21 protein-coding genes are annotated in these 19,787 nt (G+C 56.4%); 11 read left to right on the forward strand and 10 right to left on the reverse strand.

Annotated elements, in window-relative coordinates:
- Window positions 1-4: 4 nt before the first annotated feature.
- The 8 genes from sdhD to DL239_RS13930 all read right to left on the reverse strand — a co-directional run bounded on the left by sdhD (window position 5) and on the right by DL239_RS13930 (window position 5,165).
- Window positions 5-376 carry a succinate dehydrogenase, hydrophobic membrane anchor protein gene (gene sdhD, locus DL239_RS13895; RefSeq protein ID WP_167684703.1) on the reverse strand — a complete coding sequence of 124 codons (372 nt, stop codon included), beginning with the start codon at window positions 374-376 and terminating at the stop codon, window positions 5-7.
- 10 nt (window positions 377-386) lie between these two features.
- Entirely contained in the window at window positions 387-770 is a 384-nt protein-coding gene (sdhC, locus tag DL239_RS13900) for a succinate dehydrogenase, cytochrome b556 subunit (protein ID WP_167684704.1), read from the reverse strand.
- Window positions 771-965: 195 nt separating this feature from the next.
- Window positions 966-1,640 (reverse strand): DUF1194 domain-containing protein, encoded by a 675-nt coding sequence (locus tag DL239_RS13905; protein ID WP_167684728.1) that lies wholly within the window; start codon window positions 1,638-1,640, stop codon window positions 966-968.
- A 128-nt stretch (window positions 1,641-1,768) separates the two neighbouring features.
- The gene (locus DL239_RS13910; RefSeq protein WP_167684705.1) at window positions 1,769-2,341 is read right to left on the reverse strand and encodes a histidine phosphatase family protein; all 573 of its coding nucleotides are present in this window, start codon (window positions 2,339-2,341) and stop codon (window positions 1,769-1,771) included.
- A 13-nt stretch (window positions 2,342-2,354) separates the two neighbouring features.
- Window positions 2,355-3,401 carry a MaoC family dehydratase gene (locus DL239_RS13915; RefSeq protein WP_167684706.1) on the reverse strand — a complete coding sequence of 349 codons (1,047 nt, stop codon included), beginning with the start codon at window positions 3,399-3,401 and terminating at the stop codon, window positions 2,355-2,357.
- A gap of 91 nt (window positions 3,402-3,492) precedes the next feature.
- Window positions 3,493-3,696 (reverse strand): DUF1737 domain-containing protein, encoded by a 204-nt coding sequence (locus DL239_RS13920; protein WP_167684707.1) that lies wholly within the window; start codon window positions 3,694-3,696, stop codon window positions 3,493-3,495.
- Window positions 3,697-3,702: 6 nt separating this feature from the next.
- Window positions 3,703-4,251, reverse strand: coding sequence for an NnrU family protein (locus DL239_RS13925; protein WP_167684708.1), 549 nt, complete (start codon window positions 4,249-4,251; stop codon window positions 3,703-3,705).
- 59 nt (window positions 4,252-4,310) lie between these two features.
- A complete protein-coding gene (locus DL239_RS13930; protein ID WP_167684709.1) occupies window positions 4,311-5,165 on the reverse strand; it encodes an HpcH/HpaI aldolase/citrate lyase family protein in 855 nt (284 codons plus the stop codon).
- 393 nt (window positions 5,166-5,558) lie between these two features.
- Here DL239_RS13930 and DL239_RS13935 point away from each other — a divergent pair, with 393 nt between their 5' ends.
- Entirely contained in the window at window positions 5,559-5,828 is a 270-nt protein-coding gene (locus DL239_RS13935; RefSeq protein WP_240931868.1) for a hypothetical protein, read from the forward strand.
- A gap of 485 nt (window positions 5,829-6,313) precedes the next feature.
- Window positions 6,314-7,276 (forward strand): malate dehydrogenase, encoded by a 963-nt coding sequence (gene mdh, locus DL239_RS13940; protein WP_167684711.1) that lies wholly within the window; start codon window positions 6,314-6,316, stop codon window positions 7,274-7,276.
- A gap of 73 nt (window positions 7,277-7,349) precedes the next feature.
- Here the strand turns inward: mdh and DL239_RS13945 are convergent, their stop codons facing one another.
- The gene (locus DL239_RS13945) at window positions 7,350-7,745 is read right to left on the reverse strand and encodes a DUF4345 domain-containing protein (RefSeq protein WP_167684712.1); all 396 of its coding nucleotides are present in this window, start codon (window positions 7,743-7,745) and stop codon (window positions 7,350-7,352) included.
- 86 nt (window positions 7,746-7,831) lie between these two features.
- Here DL239_RS13945 and DL239_RS13950 point away from each other — a divergent pair, with 86 nt between their 5' ends.
- The 8 genes from DL239_RS13950 (at window position 7,832) to lpdA (ending at window position 18,025) form a co-directional block, all read left to right on the forward strand.
- Window positions 7,832-8,434, forward strand: coding sequence for a TetR/AcrR family transcriptional regulator (locus DL239_RS13950; protein WP_167684713.1), 603 nt, complete (start codon window positions 7,832-7,834; stop codon window positions 8,432-8,434).
- Between the two features lie 299 nt (window positions 8,435-8,733).
- Complete coding sequence (gene sucC, locus DL239_RS13955) at window positions 8,734-9,927, forward strand: ADP-forming succinate--CoA ligase subunit beta (protein ID WP_157021386.1); 1,194 nt, start codon at window positions 8,734-8,736, stop codon at window positions 9,925-9,927.
- 58 nt (window positions 9,928-9,985) lie between these two features.
- Entirely contained in the window at window positions 9,986-10,867 is an 882-nt protein-coding gene (gene sucD / locus DL239_RS13960) for a succinate--CoA ligase subunit alpha (protein ID WP_157021388.1), read from the forward strand.
- Between the two features lie 289 nt (window positions 10,868-11,156).
- A complete protein-coding gene (locus tag DL239_RS13965) occupies window positions 11,157-14,117 on the forward strand; it encodes a 2-oxoglutarate dehydrogenase E1 component (protein ID WP_167684714.1) in 2,961 nt (986 codons plus the stop codon).
- 3 nt (window positions 14,118-14,120) lie between these two features.
- The gene (gene odhB / locus DL239_RS13970) at window positions 14,121-15,632 is read left to right on the forward strand and encodes a 2-oxoglutarate dehydrogenase complex dihydrolipoyllysine-residue succinyltransferase (RefSeq protein WP_167684715.1); all 1,512 of its coding nucleotides are present in this window, start codon (window positions 14,121-14,123) and stop codon (window positions 15,630-15,632) included.
- 72 nt (window positions 15,633-15,704) lie between these two features.
- Window positions 15,705-16,289, forward strand: a complete 585-nt coding sequence (locus DL239_RS13975) for a hypothetical protein (protein WP_167684716.1) — start codon at window positions 15,705-15,707, stop codon at window positions 16,287-16,289.
- Window positions 16,290-16,378: 89 nt separating this feature from the next.
- Window positions 16,379-16,594: a hypothetical protein gene (locus DL239_RS13980; RefSeq protein ID WP_167684717.1), complete on the forward strand. Its 216-nt coding sequence runs from the start codon at window positions 16,379-16,381 to the stop codon at window positions 16,592-16,594.
- A gap of 33 nt (window positions 16,595-16,627) precedes the next feature.
- Complete coding sequence (lpdA, locus tag DL239_RS13985; RefSeq protein ID WP_167684718.1) at window positions 16,628-18,025, forward strand: dihydrolipoyl dehydrogenase; 1,398 nt, start codon at window positions 16,628-16,630, stop codon at window positions 18,023-18,025.
- 146 nt (window positions 18,026-18,171) lie between these two features.
- Here the strand turns inward: lpdA and DL239_RS13990 are convergent, their stop codons facing one another.
- Complete coding sequence (locus DL239_RS13990; RefSeq protein ID WP_167684719.1) at window positions 18,172-18,339, reverse strand: hypothetical protein; 168 nt, start codon at window positions 18,337-18,339, stop codon at window positions 18,172-18,174.
- A 147-nt stretch (window positions 18,340-18,486) separates the two neighbouring features.
- Between DL239_RS13990 and DL239_RS13995 the strand changes: the two genes are divergently transcribed.
- On the forward strand, window positions 18,487-19,581 hold the full coding sequence (locus tag DL239_RS13995; protein ID WP_167684720.1) for a DUF1254 domain-containing protein: 1,095 nt from the start codon (window positions 18,487-18,489) through the stop codon (window positions 19,579-19,581).
- Window positions 19,582-19,787: the final 206 nt, after the last annotated feature.

Below are 19,787 nucleotides of genomic sequence, written 5' to 3' on the forward strand. Positions count from 1 at the left end.
ATCCTCACAGCGCGATTTTGGCGAGCGCAAAAAGCCCGGTGGCGATGGTGGCGTAGCTGATGCAGATCACCAGCATAATCAGCGCTCTGCGCATCGACCCGCGCGCATAATCTTCGATCATCATCTGCGCACCCTTGTTGAAATGCATGACACCCACAAACAGTGTCATCCCAGTCAGTATCGCCGGGAAAGGTCGCGCGAATGTGGCCAGCACCTCTTCATGGGTGCCGCCAAGGGCATTGCCCAAAATGTACAGAAAGGTCGGCACCATAAAGGCCAGCGCAACGGCGCTCACCTGCATGTACCAGTGATGGGCAGTGCCGGTTCCCGAGGCCCCATTGCCCTCGGCCCGCTTACGGGCTGTCAGATAGCGCATGTTCGCCTCCTTATACCAAAAACAGGGTGATGATGGTCAGAACAACCGACCCAATGACGACACCCCAGCCAAGTTTTGTAGCTGTTGGAATGTCCAGCCCGTGGCCCGCATCAAAATACAGGTGCCGCAAACCAGCCAGATAGTGGTACCAAACTCCCCACAGGGCCAGCGTCATTACCAGATCACCAAACCAAGAGGTCATCAGACCGTTCGCCATCTCGAAATACTCAGGCGAGGTCGCAGCGGCAAACAACCACCAGACAACCAGCACCACCGCAACAATCAGAGCGTTGCCGGTGATCCGCGTGAGAATCGACGTGATCGAGCTCAGCTGCGGGCGATAGATACTCAGGTGAGGCGAAAGCGGGCGATCACCCGGATTAACATCGGCCATGTTGGCTCCTCTTCGGTTGGCTGACGGTGTTTTAGCGGATTTTTACGTGCTGTCACCCAAACGAATGATAAATATTCATGGTATTTCACATGTTGGCGCTAAAAAATCACAATTGTGATCACAGCCTCCGACCTTGTGATCACATAATATCAAAATCCTGAAGCCCAATAGAATCGAGCTTTTTATCTCAAAACTCTACCCATCCTCCAAGCGCGCAGTCTGTCGTGCCACCTCTCGCAGCAACTTCATACGTATGCGACTGGGATAATCGGCGAAACTCTCGGCGGTGGCAACAAAGGCCCCGTCACCATGGATTACATTCTCAAAAAAGTAGCTGGTCAAGTCTGCATCGCTCTCTTCAATGGCCAGCGCATTTACAGTTACCCCCGCCGAACTCAATTCCTCACGCAGATTCCCCGGCAGCACCCCTTCGTTTGATGTCCCATCACCAGACACATCAACCACCCGCCGCTTACAATCCGGCACCAGCTCAAACTGTTCCACGGCCAGCAAAAGCGCCCGACCAATAGCTGTTGAATAATTGCGCCAGGGCCTCTCAACCCTTTGGATGCGATCTGCCAGCCCGCTAAGCGCAGAAAAATCGTCGATCTCGACCCAGGGAATACTAACCTCTTGGCGGGTGGACCCCGACCACTGTATCAGCGCTACCTGCGCTTTGCCCCGCACTAGGGCCTCTGCCACAATGCCATCGCGCAGACCTTCTGCCAGACCATCCATTTGAATGCGGTACTCATCGGCATCCACCGACCCCGATACATCCACCGCCAGAACCAACGCCAGATCACAGGCAAAGCCTCCAACAGGCGCCCCAAACAAAACCGAAAAAAGCAAAGACCGAAAAAACAACATGTGCGTAACGTAGCAAGCAACAGGCGAAACACCGATCACTTTTTCGCCATCCCAGGCCCAGCGCACCGCCCCGCTCTTCATCTGGCCAAATATATCCCGGGGGTCTGGGGGCAGCGCCCCCAGCCTAGTTAGACAAGATCTTCCATCCCCTGCCAGTGCGCCTCCGGCTTCATCGCAACGGTATCAAAGGCAAACCAGCTGCCCCCGTCGACCTGATCCCACTTGCGGTCGATCTCTAGCCCCAACAGCGCACAATACAGCAGCGTACCAACCGCGCCGTGACCGCAGAACACGACATCACAGCCCGAACTCTTCTCCAGTACCGCGCTGACCTCGGCCACAATACGTGCCTGCGCATCAACCGCACGCTCCCAACCTCGAACCGATTTCTCAGGCTCAGCAAAAAAGGCATCCGCCGTCGCCTCAAACTCCGGCCCAGCCAAAAAACCGGTGGCCGAGCGGCCATTTTCATGCATCTTCGGCCGGACAACAACAGCGCTGCCAGCAGCCCCCGCCAACGGCCAAGCCGTCTCTAGCGCCTTTCGTTCAGCGCTTGAAACAATCAGATGTCCTGCAAAATCCAGCCGCTGAGCCAAGGCTTGAACGCGCTGCGCTCCAACTTCGTTCAACCGCCAGTCTGGCACCGCTAAGTTAGGATCTATCACCACTTGGGGATGGGTCAGATAAATCGCGCGCGCCAAATTACATCTCCACTCAGATCGGCATCAATGCCCAGTAATCCAGATCCAACAGCACGCCCGGCAAGTACTTACCGTCGTCTCCTTTTAGGGTAAACGGCTCCGCCCCGCTGGTTGCCACCAACCGCAGTCGTATGGCGCCAACTCCGGGCGCGGATGTTTCGGCCTTGCCCAGCACCTCAGACCACGCGCGCACGGTCATTCCCGACGAACAGGGGTTCGCATGTGCGCCGCCATTTAGGCCCACAATCATCTGAGCATTAGCCAGCCCGTTGAACGACAAGGCCCGCGCCATTGAAATCACATGACCACCGTAAATCAGCCGCGATCCATCCGGGCGGGCTGTTGCATCAAAATGCACCTTGGCTGTGTTCTGCCACAGCCGCGTGGCCAACATGTGCTCAGCCTCTTCAATGGTGACACCATCCACATGGTCAATCATCTCGCCCACTTGATAGTCACCCCAGCGATGCGCCTCACCCGCCTGACCAAAATCATAATCTGAGAAGTCCAGCCCCTCGGGGATCACCAGATCCTCTGCCGGGATTATCTTGTTCAACTCGGGGATCACCGTTTCCGGTGCCGGCGCATCCAGATCACCCTTACGAACCATCACCCAGCGCACGTATTCCATCACGACCTCATCCCGCTGGTTCAGCCCGCGCGTACGCACGTAAACCACACCGGATTTCCCGTTTGAGTTCTGCTTGACCCCGATCACCTCGGATTCAGACCGCAGAGTATCGCCCTCATAGACCGGCAGCAGCCACCGCCCCTCGGCATAACCCAGATTGGCCACCGCATTCAGCGACACATCGGGCACCGTCTTGCCAAACACGACATGAAACGCCGCCAGATCGTCCAGCGGCGATTTCGGCAGACCAGACTGGCGCGCAAACTCATCTGAAGAATACAGCGCGTGACGAGCTGGATACAAGGCATGATACAACGCTCGCTCCCCGCCTGACACCGTACGCGGCACCGCGTGATGCAACACATCACCCACCGCGTAGTCCTCAAAAAAACGTCCAGAGTTTGTTTTGGCCGAACTGGTCTTAGTCATTTTAGCGTTTCCAATATAACTGGATTTGGACATTCACCCACCCCGGCATGAGTATTGCCGGGGTGAGTGAATTCAACATCTTGGAAACGCCTTAGTGCGCTCCAAGCTTGGTTTCAGGGGTGTAAGTGCCCTCGACCTCTTTCACCACGGACTGGCCACAGCGCATGATACCTTTGACCGGGTCAAAGGTCTGGGTTGGATCGCCGTACAGCTCCCACCCTTTGTTTAGCGCGTCTGTGACCTTGTGGCAGAATGCCGAAGTGTCATCTTCGCTCAAAAAACGATATAGTTTCATAGTATCTTATCCTGGAAAGGGCGAAGGCCCGATTAGTCCATGCACATAGCCGATCACGGCCAGCAGCACGATTGAAGCAGCAAAGAACATACCGTCCTTAGCCAGCGAGCCATCTTTGCGAGGGGTCCAGTCTGGTTCAGCCCGGTTGATCACAACAACCTCGACCACACCCCAGATCAGCAACCCACCAAACAGCACGATCGACGCCATGTCGCCGTTGACCAGCAGGTGAGCGACGGCCCACAGACGGAACCCCATCAGCATCGGATGGCGCACACGCGACAGCAGCATGCCCTTGGTGCCGGCCGGGCTCATCGCCCATATACCAATCAACACCAGCAGATTGTTCACATGCGTCAGATAGCTCGGCGGGAACCACACGTTGACAAAAGGCGCGGCGCGATAGCCGACAACCATAAGCGCAACACTTGCCAGCAGCGTCACTGCGACCAGCCCTTGACCTTTGCTGCCTAACGCGGCCCGCGCTTCGGGCATGACCCGTTTGAACAGATGTGCCCCAATCCAGAGCAGAATGCCTATGACCATTAACGTCATTTCAGTTTTCCCATTGTGTTAACTCAAGCGCTTCCAGTCGAAACGCATCGACCCAACGCCTAAGCGGAAACTGCAGCGATTGCATCTGCTTTTGCGATTATCTCTCTCGCGGTGGCCACATGTAGGTTTTCCACGATTTTGCCATCCACCACGGCAACCCCCTGCCCTGCGGCCTCGGCCTCTTCAAAGGCAGCGATTTGGCGGCTGGCCAGCTCCATTTCAGCATCTGACGGCGCAAAGGCGGTATTGGCAACATCAACCTGCGCTGGATGGATCAGCGTCTTGCCGTCAAATCCCATATCGCGACCCTGATTACATTCCTCGGCCAGACCTTCGGCATCCTTGAATGCATTGTAGACACCATCAACGATCACCAGCCCCTCGGCCTTGGCCGCCAGCAGACAAACGCTCAGCCCAGCCATCAGCGGCAAACGATCCGCCCGGAACCGGGTTTGCAGCTCTTTGGCCAGATCATTGGTCCCCATGACCATACCCTGCAACTTGGGGTGCGCGGCAATCTCGGCTGCGTTCAACATACCACGCGGCGTTTCCATCATTGCCCAGATCGGCAAGTCACCTGTGATTTCGGCCAACGAGTCCAGATCCGCCTGAGATGAGACTTTGGGCAACAACACCGCATCACAGTCCATCTGCGCCACGGCCTTGGCATCGGCGACCCCCCATTCGGTATCGAACCCGTTGATGCGCACAATCCGCATCCGGTTTCCGTATCCGCCTTGCTGCAACTCTTGCGCCAAGGTCTCGCGTGCCGAAACCTTCTCCGCAATCGACACCGCATCCTCAAGATCAAAGATCACCGCATCAACCGGCAATCCCCTTGCCTTATCCAAAGCCCGCGGTTTTGAGCCGGGAATATACAACACCGAACGAAAGGGGCGCGAGCGGATATCCATGTTATCTCTCCAGGTTGTAAAGTTGCGGAATCGATAGCGATTCGGTCATTAAATTACAAGAAAAAACATTCTGCATCGCAGCATTTGAGTTTTATTATTCAAGCTTCTCAATGGCTAAACCCATAAAAATAAGGGCCAGAACGGCGTGTTAATACTTTTTCAGCACCTTTTGAACACACTAGTTACATCGAACCCATTACCTTCCAGCCAGAACGGCGAAGATCGAGGTTAGAACGGCTCAAGGTTCGATGTAAGTCAGAAACCGGCTCGCTACGGAACTATCGAGGGTAGTGCGTGATACAAGTTCACGTAGTACAGGCCGCTCCGGAAAAAAGGGTAAAACCCATGATGAAGACGATGATTAAACTGACTATAAGCTTAGGCTTCATAGCAATGGCAACTCAGCAGGCAACTGCTCAACAAAACAGAAATTGCGCTCCTCGCGAGGCCGTCGTTGACCGTCTTGCCAGCACCTATGGTGAAAGCCGACAGAGCATCGGACTGGGTGAACGAGGTATGGTTATCGAAACCTTCGCCTCTTCAGATACCGGCACTTGGACCATCACTGTGACCACTCCGAACGGCCTAACGTGCCTGGTGGCGTCTGGACAGTCTTGGGAAGAATTGGCCGAAGCACTGCCCCCACAAGGCAACGACGCTTAAAAACGATCAGAACCGGAGACTGGTTTAAGGTGGCGCAAGCCACCAGCCAGCCACCGCTTCAAACTGACATTGGTAGCGGGCAACAGTGCCCGCCCATGTTCCCCAACAAACAGACCAGTCCATTGGATCCATTTGTTCAGGCTCGATAAACGCAGTTTTGCGCATAGTCGAAGAGCCTGACCACAGTCCAATAATCAGCGACAACTAGCACGAGAATCAATTGCGATCTGCGCCCAGATTTGGCGCCGTTTTTTGCATGAATTCTCTGACACCCCCGCAGTTGCGATCACAAAATCGAAAAACATTATCGTGCCCGTCGGCATTTCGCCCGACCCGTAACCCCCTAGTATACAAGTTATTTAACGTTATCAGCCACAAACCCCTCAGGTTTCTGCGATGCGGCACTGCAGCGCAGAACTCTTGCGCGGGGGGCCGTAACACCGTAGGCGTCCGGCAAATTTCAACCGGACCGGAGATATAATCCCATGGCACGACCCAAAATCGCCCTTATCGGTGCAGGTCAGATCGGTGGCACCCTAGCCCATCTCGCTGCAATGAAAGAACTTGGCGACGTCGTTCTTTTCGACATTGCCGAAGGCACCCCGGAAGGCAAAGCCCTCGACATCGCTCAATCCGGTCCGTCCGAAGGTTTTGACGCCGATATGAAGGGCACCCAGTCCTACGCCGATATCGCTGGCGCCGACGTCTGCATCGTCACCGCTGGTGTTCCACGCAAACCCGGCATGAGCCGCGATGACCTGCTGGGCATCAACCTCAAAGTGATGAAATCCGTGGGCGAAGGCATCGCAGCCCACGCACCGGACGCATTCGTCATCTGCATCACCAACCCGCTGGACGCCATGGTTTGGGCTCTGCGCGAATTCTCGGGCCTGCCACACAACAAAGTCTGCGGCATGGCTGGTGTTCTCGACTCCGCTCGCTTCCGTCACTTCCTGGCCGAAGAGTTCAAGGTCTCGATGAAAGACGTCACCGCATTTGTTCTGGGCGGCCACGGCGACACCATGGTTCCACTGACACGCTACTCCACCGTTGCTGGCATTCCTCTGCCAGATCTGATCGACATGGGCTGGACCACACAGGAAAGCATGGACGCCATCGTTCAGCGCACCCGTGACGGCGGCGCCGAAATCGTTGCGCATCTGAAAACCGGTTCCGCATTCTACGCCCCGGCGACCTCTGCCATCGAAATGGCTGAAGCTTACCTGAAAGACCAGAAACGCGTTCTGCCATGTGCAGCCTACGTTGACGGCGCTTTGGGTCTGAACGGCATGTATGTTGGTGTTCCAACCGTCATCGGCGCCGGTGGTGTTGAGCGTGTTGTCGACATCAAGATGAACGCCGACGAGCAGGCCATGTTCGACAGTTCCGTCAATGCTGTCAAAGGCTTGGTTGCCGCTTGCAAAGACATCGACAACTCGCTGAGCTAAGCAATTATCGACAGCCAACTAAAAAGGCCCGCATTTGCGGGCCTTTTTTAATGATAGATGCCTGTCCGCCAAATCAAACAGGGTCAACTCGGCGCCAAAAAACAAACGCACACATCAGACCGATGCCAATCTCCAATGCCAACGCGAACAATAAGTTGGAATGCGGCACCCCATCGATGGCAAGACTGATTACCCGCCCTCCTCCATAAGACAGATATAGCATCGCGGCCACAGCTAGCGCAGCGGTCCGAATTTTTGGCAGCCCGATTGATGCCAACATGATCAGGCCGAAGACCGTCAACGCCATCGCCGGCGCTCTGACTTCGCTCAACATGCTTGCGTTGTCTCCAAGAGCAATTTCCGACGACGCATAAAAGGCTACGGGCGAAAACCCCACCAACAGACCGATACCAATGGCAATACCACCAGCAACAGCCAGAACCCCTTTTTCTCCGATAGTATTCTTCATTGCCTCAAATTCCTTTCACCCAACAAGACACCCAACTTTACACTGTGTAAAGTTGACAAATTCCGAAATATGGACAACTTGACACTATGTCAACCTCCCCCCCCAACACCCGAACCAAGATTCTGCAGGCGACACTCGATCTCTTGTTTGCTGATCCACCTTCAAAAACCCGCATGTCAGATGTTGCCACGCAGGCAGGCGTTTCGCGCCAAGCGGTTTACCTCCATTTCGAAAACCGAACAGACCTACTGATCGCCGCCACCCATTTTCTCGACGAAACGCTGGATACCAAAGCCCGCCTTGCCGCCAGTCGCAATGCCCGGTCCGGGCTAGAGCGGTTGCAGGCCTTTGTCGCCGCCTGGGGCGGTTACATTCCGGAAATCTACAAGATTGCCACCGTTCTGATATCACTCAGCAAAACGGATAAGGCCGCTGCCACCGCCTGGGAAAACCGTATGCAAGATATGCGGGAAGGCTGTGCAGCAGCGATCGATGCGCTGAACGCTGATGGAACGCTGTCACCCAGCTTTAGCCCGGATGACGCCACTGATCTGCTGTGGACCATGCTATCCGTTAGCAATTGGGAACACAGTACTCGCGCCTGTGGGTGGGATCAGGAAAAATATCTGACAGTTTTGACCCTAGCCACCCGAACTTTATTCTATTCAGAGCCATCTAAGTTGCCTTGACCTAAGGAAACAAAGAGATTTTGACCACCACCCATAAGCCCTCCCAAATAGTGGGCGCGGCTGTTTTCCTGTGCCTTTTCCTACAATAGTCTTCACCGAAACCTGTTTTTTTTGAAAAATGTTACGCGCGAATCAGTTCCGTGAACGAATTGGTAATATGTGATCACAGCTTTCTGGGGTGTGATCACAAAATCCAAAAAACACCGCGAATTCGTGGCCTCCTGCAAAATAACCCTTTAACCACAGGTGCTATCGCAGCGTATAAACGCGACAATCGTAGTCAGACGGGACAGTTTCAGATGAACATCCACGAATACCAGGCCAAGGCCCTCCTTCGCAGCTACGGCGCACCGGTTTCAGACGGTCGCGTTGTGCTCAAGGCAGAAGATGCAAAAACCGCCGCAGGCGAAATGGACGGCCCGCTTTGGGTGGTCAAGGCACAGATCCACGCAGGTGGCCGCGGCAAAGGTACTTTCAAAGAAGCCGACGCTGGTGAAAAGGGCGGTGTTCGCTTGGCCAAATCGGTTGAAGAAGCCGCAGACGAAGCCAAGAAGATGCTGGGCCGCACCCTTGTCACGCACCAAACTGGTCCTGCTGGCAAGCAAGTGAACCGCATCTACATCGAAGATGGCTCGGGCATTGAAACCGAACTGTATCTGGCGTTGTTGGTTGATCGCCAGACATCGCAGGTTTCCTTTGTCTGCTCGACCGAAGGTGGCATGGACATCGAAGAGGTTGCCGAAGCAACCCCTGAAAAGATCCTGTCGTTCTCTGTTGATCCGGCTACAGGCTACCAAGCCTTCCACGGCCGCCGCATCGCCTTCTCGCTGGGCCTGAAAGGCGTTCAGGTAAAACAGTGCGTCAAACTGATGGGCCAGCTGTATACAGCCTTCCTTGAAAAAGACATGGAGATGCTGGAGATCAACCCACTGATCGTCACCGACTCTGGTGATCTGAAAGTGCTGGATGCCAAGGTATCGTTCGACGGCAACGCCCTGTACCGTCACGCTGACATTGCTGAGCTGCGCGACGAGAGCGAAGAAGACGCCAACGAGCTGGAAGCGTCGAAGTATGACCTGAACTACATCACTCTAGACGGCGAAATCGGCTGCATGGTGAACGGTGCTGGTCTGGCGATGGCCACCATGGACATCATCAAACTGTACGGTGCCGAGCCTGCAAACTTCCTCGACGTTGGCGGCGGCGCCACCAAAGAGAAAGTCACAGAGGCCTTCAAAATCATCACTTCGGATTCCAAGGTCAAAGGCATCTTGGTCAACATCTTCGGCGGCATCATGCGCTGTGATGTAATCGCCGAGGGCGTTGTTGCCGCGGTGAAAGAGGTCGGCCTGCAGGTTCCGCTGGTTGTCCGTCTTGAGGGCACAAACGTCGAAGCTGGCAAAGAGATCATCAACAACTCTGGTCTCGACGTGATTGCAGCCGACAACCTGTCGGACGGAGCCGAGAAGATCGTGAAAGCGGTTAAGGGCTGATCCTTGGGGTGGGTGCCAACCCACCTTTCCCCATGAAAGAATTTAAGGAGAACGCCAAATGGCAATCCTCATCGACGAAAACACCAAAGTCATCTGCCAGGGCCTGACAGGCTCGCAGGGTACCTTTCACTCTGAGCAAGCCATCGCTTACGGCACCAAGATGGTTGGCGGCGTCACACCCGGCAAAGGTGGCATGACCCACCTGAACCTGCCTGTCTTCAACTCGGTCCACGAGGCCAAGCACGTTACAGAAGCCAACGCCTCGGTCATCTACGTGCCTCCTCCCTTTGCCGCTGACTCGATCCTCGAGGCGATCGATGCCGAGATGGAACTGATCATCTGCATCACCGAAGGCATTCCGGTGCTTGACATGATGCGCGTTCAGCGCGCGCTGGACGGCTCCAAGTCCCGTCTGGTTGGCCCTAACTGCCCCGGCGTGATCACGCCTGACGCCTGCAAAATCGGCATCATGCCCGGCCACATCCACAAACGTGGTTCGGTTGGCGTTGTGTCGCGCTCCGGCACTCTGACATATGAGGCCGTCAAGCAGACGTCTGACATCGGTCTGGGCCAGTCCACTGCTGTGGGCATCGGCGGCGACCCGATCAAGGGCACCGAGCACATCGACGTGCTGGACATGTTCCTGGACGACGACGAAACTCAGTCGATCATCATGATCGGTGAAATCGGTGGTTCCGCAGAAGAAGAAGCTGCTGAGTTCCTGGCCGAGCAGAAGAAGAAAGGCCGTTGGAAGCCAACTGCTGGTTTCATTGCGGGTCGTACAGCCCCTCCAGGCCGCCGCATGGGCCACGCTGGCGCGATTGTTGCCGGTGGCAAAGGTGGTGCCGAAGACAAGATCGAAGCGATGAAATCCGCTGGCATCGTTGTAGCCGACAGCCCCGCCGGCCTGGGCGAAGCTGTTCTGAAGGCGATCGGCTAATCATGCTGTCTGCTCAGGCATATGCCCATAGGGCAGCGCCTGACCCTGGGGGGGTGCAAAGCGCCCTCCCGTGGGGAGGGTCGGGCGCTGCCCGGCTCTACCGCCGGGCAACCACTCCCTCCAAATTTCCGCATATTTCCCAAGATCTTGTCGCCAAAAGCGCCCAATCGGCTCTTTTTGCCGCAGGATCTGCCTTGCGTTTCACCAAATCGAAACGTCTGGCAGCAACGCTGCCCCAAATGACCCTAGGTCCCTTAAACAACGGTCCCACTCTGCACGAGGTAACCCAATGACCGAGCAAAGCCCCAACGATGTCTTCCATGCGTCCTCTTTTATGCAGGGACACAATGCTGAGTATCTGGAGCAGCTATATGCCCGTTATGCCAATGACCCCAATGCGGTGGACGCAGCTTGGGCCGAATTCTTTCGCCAGATGGGCGACGCTGATCTTGACGTAAAGGCCGAGGCCGCTGGTCCGTCCTGGGCGCGCAATGACTGGCCACAGCAGCCAGATGATGAGATGACAAGCGCCCTCACCGGTGAATGGGCTGCCCCGGTTGAGACCAAGGCCGCTGGCAAGAAAATCGCCGAGAAAGCCGCCAAGACCGGTGTCGAAGTTTCCGACGATGCGATCAAACGTGCCGTGCTGGACAGCATCCGCGCCCTGATGCTGATCCGCGCTTACCGGATCCGGGGTCACCTGGTTGCCGATCTGGACCCACTGGGCATGCGTTCGACCACACCACACCCAGAGCTGGACCCGCGCACCTACGGCTTTAACGACGGCGACATGGATCGTCCGATCTTTATCGACAACGTGCTGGGCCTGCAGCTCGCCTCGATGCGCCAGATCGTCGACATCGTAAAACGTACCTACTGCGGCACCTTTGCGCTGCAATACATGCACATTTCTAACCCGGCTGAATCCTCGTGGCTAAAAGAGCGGATCGAGGGTCTGGGCAAAGAGATCCAGTTCACCCGCGAAGGCCGCAAGGCGATCCTCAACAAAATGGTCGAGGCCGAAGGGTTCGAGAAGTTCCTGCATGTGAAATACATGGGAACCAAGCGTTTTGGTCTGGACGGCGGCGAAAGCCTGATCCCGGCGATGGAACAGATCATCAAGCGCGGTGGCGCATTGGGTGTTCAGGACATCGTGATCGGTATGCCGCACCGTGGCCGCCTGTCGGTTTTGGCCAACGTGATGCAGAAGCCTTACCGCGCGATCTTCAACGAATTCCAGGGCGGTAGCTTTAAACCCGAAGACGTTGATGGTTCGGGTGATGTGAAATACCACCTTGGCGCCTCTTCGGATCGCGAGTTCAACAACAATAAAGTGCACCTGTCACTAACCGCCAACCCCAGCCACCTAGAGGCTGTGAACCCGGTTGTGATCGGCAAGGTCCGCGCCAAGCAGGACCAGATGGGTGACGCCGACCGCACTAGGGTGATGCCAATCCTGCTGCACGGCGATGCTGCTTTCGCGGGTCAGGGTGTTGTGGCTGAATGTTTCGCACTGTCTGGCCTTAAGGGTCACAAGACCGGCGGCACCATGCACATCGTGGTGAACAACCAGATCGGTTTCACCACCGCACCGCACTTCTCGCGTTCCTCTCCCTACCCCACCGACAACGCTCTGGTGGTCGAAGCGCCTATCTTCCACGTCAATGGTGACGACCCCGAGGCCGTAGTCCACGCCGCCAAAGTGGCCACCGAGTTCCGCCAGAAGTTCGGCAAAGACGTTGTGCTGGATATCTTCTGCTACCGCCGCTTTGGTCACAACGAGGGCGACGAGCCCATGTTCACCAACCCGGTGATGTACAAGAAAATCAAGACCCACAAGACCACCCTGTCGCTCTATACTGAGCGTCTGGTCAAAGATGGCCTGATCCCCGAAGGCGAAATCGAAGACATGAAGGCCGCTTTTCAGGCCAAGCTGAACGACGAATTCGAAGCTGGTAAGGAATACAAGCCAAACAAGGCCGACTGGCTGGATGGCCGCTGGAAGCACCTGGATACCAAAGACGAAGACTATCAGCGTGGTCAGACGTCGATTAACCCCGAGACCTTTGCCGAAGTTGGCAAGGCCCTGTCGCATCTGCCCGACGGTGTCCCGGTTCACAAAACCGTTGGCCGCCTGATGGACGCCAAGCAAAAGATGTTTGCCGACGGCAAGGGCTTTGACTGGGCCACCGCCGAAGCACTGGCCTTTGGCTCGCTGCTGACAGAAGGATTCCCTGTACGGCTGTCCGGTCAGGATGCAACTCGCGGTACTTTCTCTCAGCGTCACTCGGGCCTGGTCAACCAGAACACCGAAGAACGCTACTACCCGCTGAACAACATCCGCGCCGGCCAGTCGCAGTACGAAGTCATCGACTCGGCCCTGTCGGAATATGCGGTACTGGGTTTCGAATACGGCTACTCGCTGGCAGAACCCAACGCGCTGACCCTGTGGGAAGCTCAGTTTGGTGATTTTGCCAACGGTGCGCAGATCATGTTCGACCAGTTCATCTCGTCAGGTGAAAGCAAATGGCTGCGGATGTCCGGTCTGACCGTACTGCTGCCACACGGGTTTGAGGGCCAGGGCCCCGAGCACTCCTCGGCGCGTCTGGAGCGGTTCCTGCAAATGTGTGGTCAGGACAACTGGATTGTGGCGAACTGTACAACGCCTGCGAACTATTTCCACATCCTGCGCCGCCAGATGCACCGGTCATTCCGTAAGCCGTTGATCTTGGTGACCCCAAAATCGCTGCTGCGTCACAAACTGGCCGTCAGCACTGCGGAAGAGTTCACCACAGGCTCCAGCTTCCACCGTGTTCTTTGGGATGATGCCCAGCACGGCAACTCTGACACGCAACTGGTCGCAGACGACAAGATCAAGCGCGTCGTCATGTGTTCGGGCAAGGTCTACTACGACCTGCTGGCCGAACGCGATGCCCGCGGTATCGACGACGTCTACCTGATGCGTGTCGAACAATACTATCCGTTCCCGGCCATCTCGATGGTCAAGGAACTGGGACGCTTCAAAGGGGCCGAAATGGTCTGGTGTCAAGAAGAGCCCAAGAACCAGGGTGCCTGGACCTTTATTGAGCCCAACATCGAATGGGTGCTGACCCGTATCGGCGCCAAAAACACTCGCCCGGTCTATGCCGGACGCGCCACATCGGCCTCGCCTGCAACAGGTCTGGCCAGCCAACACAAAGCCCAACAAGCTGCGCTCGTGAACGACGCGCTGAGCATCGAAGGAAACTGATCCATGACTACCGAAATTCGTGTGCCCACCCTGGGTGAATCGGTGACCGAAGCCACGGTTGCCACTTGGTTCAAAAAGCCCGGCGATGCAGTTGCAATCGACGAGATGCTCTGCGAACTGGAAACCGACAAGGTCACTGTCGAAGTGCCCAGCCCCGCCGCTGGCACCATGGGTGACATCATCGCTGCCGAAGGCGACACCGTTGGCGTCAACGCCCTGCTGGCAACACTTTCGGCGGGTGGCGCATCAGCGGCCCCAGCCGCTGCCGCTCCAGCCGCCGCGCCCGCTGCTGGTGCAAGTGCTGGTACAACCGACGTCATGGTCCCGACACTGGGTGAATCCGTGACCGAAGCTGCTGTCGCAACCTGGTTCAAGAAGGTTGGCGACGCCGTGGCGCAGGACGAAATGCTCTGTGAGCTGGAAACCGACAAAGTATCCGTCGAGGTCCCTGCCCCCGCTGCTGGTGTCCTGACTGAAATCACTGCCGCCGAAGGCACCACCGTAGATGCCAGCGCCAAACTGGGCGTGATCTCGGGTGCTGGTGCAGCCGTAGCGGCGGCGCCAGCCTCTGCCCCCGCTGCAGTTGCTGCTCCGGCCGCCGCAGGCAAAGACGTCGCCAATGCGCCATCGGCGGAAAAAGCCATGGCCGAAGCCGGTCTGTCTGCCGCTGCTGTTACTGGCACTGGCCGCGATGGTCGCATCATGAAAGACGACGTTGCCCGCGCGGTTGCCGCCGCTGCAGCCACACCAGCCCCTGCTCCGGCTGCTCCAACTCCCGCACCAGCCCCACGTGCACCAGTTGCCGCTGACGATGCGTCGCGCGAGGAACGAGTCAAGATGACCCGCCTGCGCCAGACCATCGCCCGCCGCCTGAAAGAGGCGCAGAACACTGCCGCGATGCTGACCACCTATAACGAGGTCGACATGACCGAGGTGATGGCGCTGCGCAAACAGTACAAAGACCAGTTCGAGAAGAAACACGGCGCCCGTCTTGGCTTTATGTCCTTCTTTACCAAGGCCTGCTGTCATGCCCTGAAAGAGGTCCCCGAGGTCAACGCTGAAATCGACGGCACCGACATCGTGTATAAAAACTTCGTCCACATGGGCGTTGCGGCCGGCACCCCAACTGGCTTGGTTGTTCCGGTGATCCGCGATGCTGATGCGATGTCATTTGCGGATATCGAAAAAGCGATCTCGGAAAAAGGCAAACGCGCCCGTGACGGCAAGCTGTCGATGGCTGAAATGCAGGGCGGCACCTTCACGATCTCTAACGGTGGTGTCTATGGCTCGCTGATGTCCTCGCCGATCCTGAACCCGCCACAGTCGGGTATCCTTGGCATGCACAAGATCCAGGACCGCCCGATGGCGATCAACGGTCAGGTTGTGATCCGTCCGATGATGTATCTGGCGCTGTCCTATGACCACCGCGTTGTCGACGGCAAAGGCGCCGTAACCTTCCTGGTGCGGGTCAAAGAAGCGCTGGAAGATCCACGTCGCTTGTTGATGGATCTGTAAGGATAGCTATAGTTTGCCTCTCTGCATCTTTGGAATATCACCATCGTTGCAGAGAGGGAGCTGGAGAGAGCCATGACTGTCGACTCTGCGAAAGTGCACCGCGAAGCAGTTCGTTTAGCAAAAGAATCCGATATGGATTTTTCAGAAGCATATGAGCATTTGGTCCGGCAGACACTCGACGAAAATAGGCGTGCAAACATACCGAAGGTTCGTTTGAAGTACACTGCACTCCTTCTCATATTTTCTCTTCTCGTAATCGACAGTGCCTACTCGATCGCAAGCGTGCAACTATATCCGAACACCATAAGAATGGCACTGCTAGGCGCAGGGCTGGTCTCGATCTATGTCTCCCTTGAGCTACCTCTCCTCACACGTTTGTGGACGCGTTGGCACACCCGGATCTACATAGTGTCGATGGCAATCCTCCTTGTTTTAGTCCCTGCAAGGTCGCTTTTATACGCGCCCTTGTTTGGTGTAATCCAAGGCGCCTTTTTCCTCATTGCAATGTCAGCTGCTTTTGCCGGGATCAGGTCGCCAATTCACGCACAAGAACAACGACACCGCCTCCATTCTTTGAACGGAGAAAACCTGAGTGACGATGAAATGGCTCGGGTTTATTTCTTCTGGCCTTGGTTTGAACCCGACAAATGGCGCTGAAAACCCTTCATCTGGCCCCAAATATCCCAGGGGAGGCCCACATGGGCCGGGGGCAGCGCCCCTTCCCCGATCACCACTGAAAGACACACATGGCCTATCGCGACCCCGAACAGCTAACCTGCCCCTCTTGCGCCAAACGCGCAGAACTGGTCTGGCTAGTGGGTGAAGGCCCAAACACCAAACCCGGCGAGGGTGCCGCCTATGTCCAGATCCTGGACCCCGGCCCCTGGCAGGAACAGACAACAAACACCGCCCGCGCGTGGCACGGCACCTTGACCTGCCCGCCTGTGGCGCAACCGTATTGACCAGGCCCTGACAGGGCAAAAGGAGATTTATCAATGGCAAGTTATGACGTCATCATCATCGGTGCAGGCCCCGGCGGCTATGTATCGGCCATCCGCTGCGCCCAACTGGGCCTGAAAACCGCCATCGTCGAAGGGCGCGAAACCCTGGGTGGCACCTGCCTGAACGTGGGCTGTATCCCCTCCAAGGCGCTGCTGCACGCGACCCATATGCTGCACGAAGCCGAACATAACTTCACCAAGATGGGCCTGAAGGGCAAATCGCCTTCGGTCGATTGGAAGCAAATGAAGGCCTACAAGGAAGACGTCATCGGCCAGAACACCGTGGGTGTCGAATTCCTGATGAAGAAGAACAAGATCGACTGGCTGAAAGGCTGGGCCTCGATCCCGGCCGCTGGTCAGGTCAAAGTTGGTGATGATGTACACGAGACCAAGAACATCGTGATTGCCTCTGGTTCGGTTGTGTCCTCGCTGCCCGGCGTCACCGTCGACAACGACGCAGGCGTTGTGGTCGACAGCACCGGCGCGCTTGACCTGCCCAAGGTGCCCAAGAAAATGACCGTCATCGGCGCTGGCGTCATCGGTCTGGAGCTTGGCTCGGTCTATGCCCGTCTGGGCGCCGAGGTCACCGTGGTTGAATACATGGACGCCGTCTGCCCCGGCATGGACAAAGACGTCCAGCGGGCCTTCAAGCGGATCCTGGAAAAGCAGGGCCTGAAATTCATCATGGGTGCCGCAGTTTCCGGCGTTGATGCCTCAAAAACCAAAGCCAAGGTCAAATACGCGCTGAAGAAAAAACCAGACGAAGAGCAGGTTATCGACGCCGACGTGGTGCTGGTTGCCACTGGCCGCAGGCCGTACTCTGACGGTCTGGGACTGGACGCACTGGGCGTGAAAATGACCGAACGCGGCCAGATCGCGACAGATGCCAAATGGGCCACCAACGTTCCAGGCATCTATGCTATCGGTGACGTGATCGAAGGCCCAATGCTGGCCCACAAAGCCGAAGACGAAGGCATGGCGGTCGCCGAAGTACTGGCAGGCAAACATGGCCACGTGAACTATGGCGTCATCCCCGGCGTGGTCTACACAACGCCCGAGGTTGCCACCGTGGGCCAGACCGAAGACGCGCTCAAGGCCGAGGGCCGCAAGCTGAAGATCGGCAAGTTCATGTTCATGGGCAACGGCCGCGCCAAGGCGGTTCACCAGGGTGAGGGCTTTGTAAAGCTGATCACCGACAAGGAAACCGACCGCGTGCTGGGCGCAGCCATCATCGGCCCCGGCGCCGGCGACATGATCCACGAGATCTGCGTAGCCATGGAATTCGGCGCCTCCGCCGAAGACATCGCCCTAACCTGCCACGCGCATCCGACGTATTCCGAGGCGGTGCGTGAGGCGGCCTTGGCCTGTGGTGACGGCGCTATTCACAGCTAAGTTATTGGTAGTGAAAAGGAAGAAGGCCTCCCGATTTGGGGGCCTTTTTGTTAGAAGTACTGATGTCTACGTGTGTCAGCCTTGGTCATTTGGTGCCGGATTATTCAAAAAACCTCCCAAAACATTCTCCCGAAGGGTTTCATTTTTTAACTTCGGCCAATGTCGGTCATGAGGGCATTTGTAGCGTTTGCCGCAATGCCGAAGTTTGAAAGCTTGAGGCGTGCTGGGTCACAGACAAAGTGCACGGTCAAGTCTTGTGCCCTCTGCGCTTGAGTTCGTTGTTTCGGTAAATTTTCTTGTGCTTCATCGAGCATTCTGCCACGTTCTCCCGAAGCCGTTTGGCCCCAAAAAGCTAAATTCGAAGAACTTATTTGAATCGGAATACGATGTCTTCTGCTAGATCGAACTTAATAAACGCAGCCATCTCCAGCGCTTGCATGGTTCTGATGCTTGGACCATCCATGGCAAAAGCCTTCGAGCCGTCGATACCTCAGCTACATGCATACAAGGTCGTCCACCACGCCGATTATCTGGAGAAGACGGCGGCTGAGGCGGGTGGGACGAACGTCCTTCTTCACACGAAGACCCTCCCGACCGAGGGAACGGACCCGGTCGTGACCCCGGCTTTGGATCATCTCTACACCAAGGCTGTCGTCGACCTCACAAACGGCCCGGTGGTCATCACGATGCCAGAGGTGCCCGAAGATAGGTACTTTTCGATCATGGTGACTGATCAGGAACACTACGTGATCTATGAAGAAATCCGGCCTGCTGGCAGGTACGTCTTCGTTCATGACGATTGGTCCGGCGAAATTCCTGACGGACAGAAAATCAACAATCGGAGCCTTTATCCGCACGTGTTCATCCGAACCCAGGTCAAGACCCCGGACGACCTGCCAAATACACTCGCCATCCAGGATCAGATTTCCATCGAAGGAGAAGTGGGTACTTTGGGGTTTGAAGACCCCATCGCATTCACCCTCGATACACATAATGTATATGGCGGAAACCAAGGTATACTTGAGCCGGACATGGCGTATAGCGCCGAAGATCACCAAAGGATGTTTGAGTGGGCTGGCGAATACTTTGCAACGAGTATCACGGACAACACCGGCATGTTTGGCCCGATCGACAGCAATGAGCCGGGTTCAAACGACCCGAGGGTTCGGGCCGCGGCGATCGTCGGACATCTGGGCTTGCCGGTACATCACGCCTTCTACACTGGCATTTTCAACAACTGCGACGGTGAGCTTCTGAACGGCTCGAGCCCGTACAAGGTCACGCTTCCCTATGAGAACGCCGTCAGCGAGTTCTGGTCGATCACCCGGTACAGCGCGCTCACAAGAAACACGCTTCCGGACCGGATCGACGTCTACAACGCTTACAACACGTCTCCGAACGACGATGGTAACATCATCGTCACATTCAGCGCCGAGGCCCCCAACGACGGGACCTACTGGATGCCCGTGAACGAGGGCGAGCCGTATTACTACGTCGAACGGTTCTATGGTCCCGATATCGGCAATGTCGAGATGACGCTGGACTTCTGCAGTTAAAGACTAGGAAACTCACGCAGCGCGACAAATCACCAATGCTGGTCTCAATAACACTCTGAGGCAGCCTCTTTCCACAGGGACGCGTCAACGAAATTGGGAAGCTCGTTTCGGGCTAATGTTGTTGAAAAACTCGAAGTTTTCGCGTGTCCGTATAACGGGACAATGTGTTCCCGCCTCTGTTTCACGCTGCGGCTTTGGCCTGGATT

It is taken from the genome of Parasedimentitalea denitrificans (assembly GCF_011813015.1).
Lineage (GTDB): Bacteria > Pseudomonadota > Alphaproteobacteria > Rhodobacterales > Rhodobacteraceae > Parasedimentitalea > Parasedimentitalea denitrificans.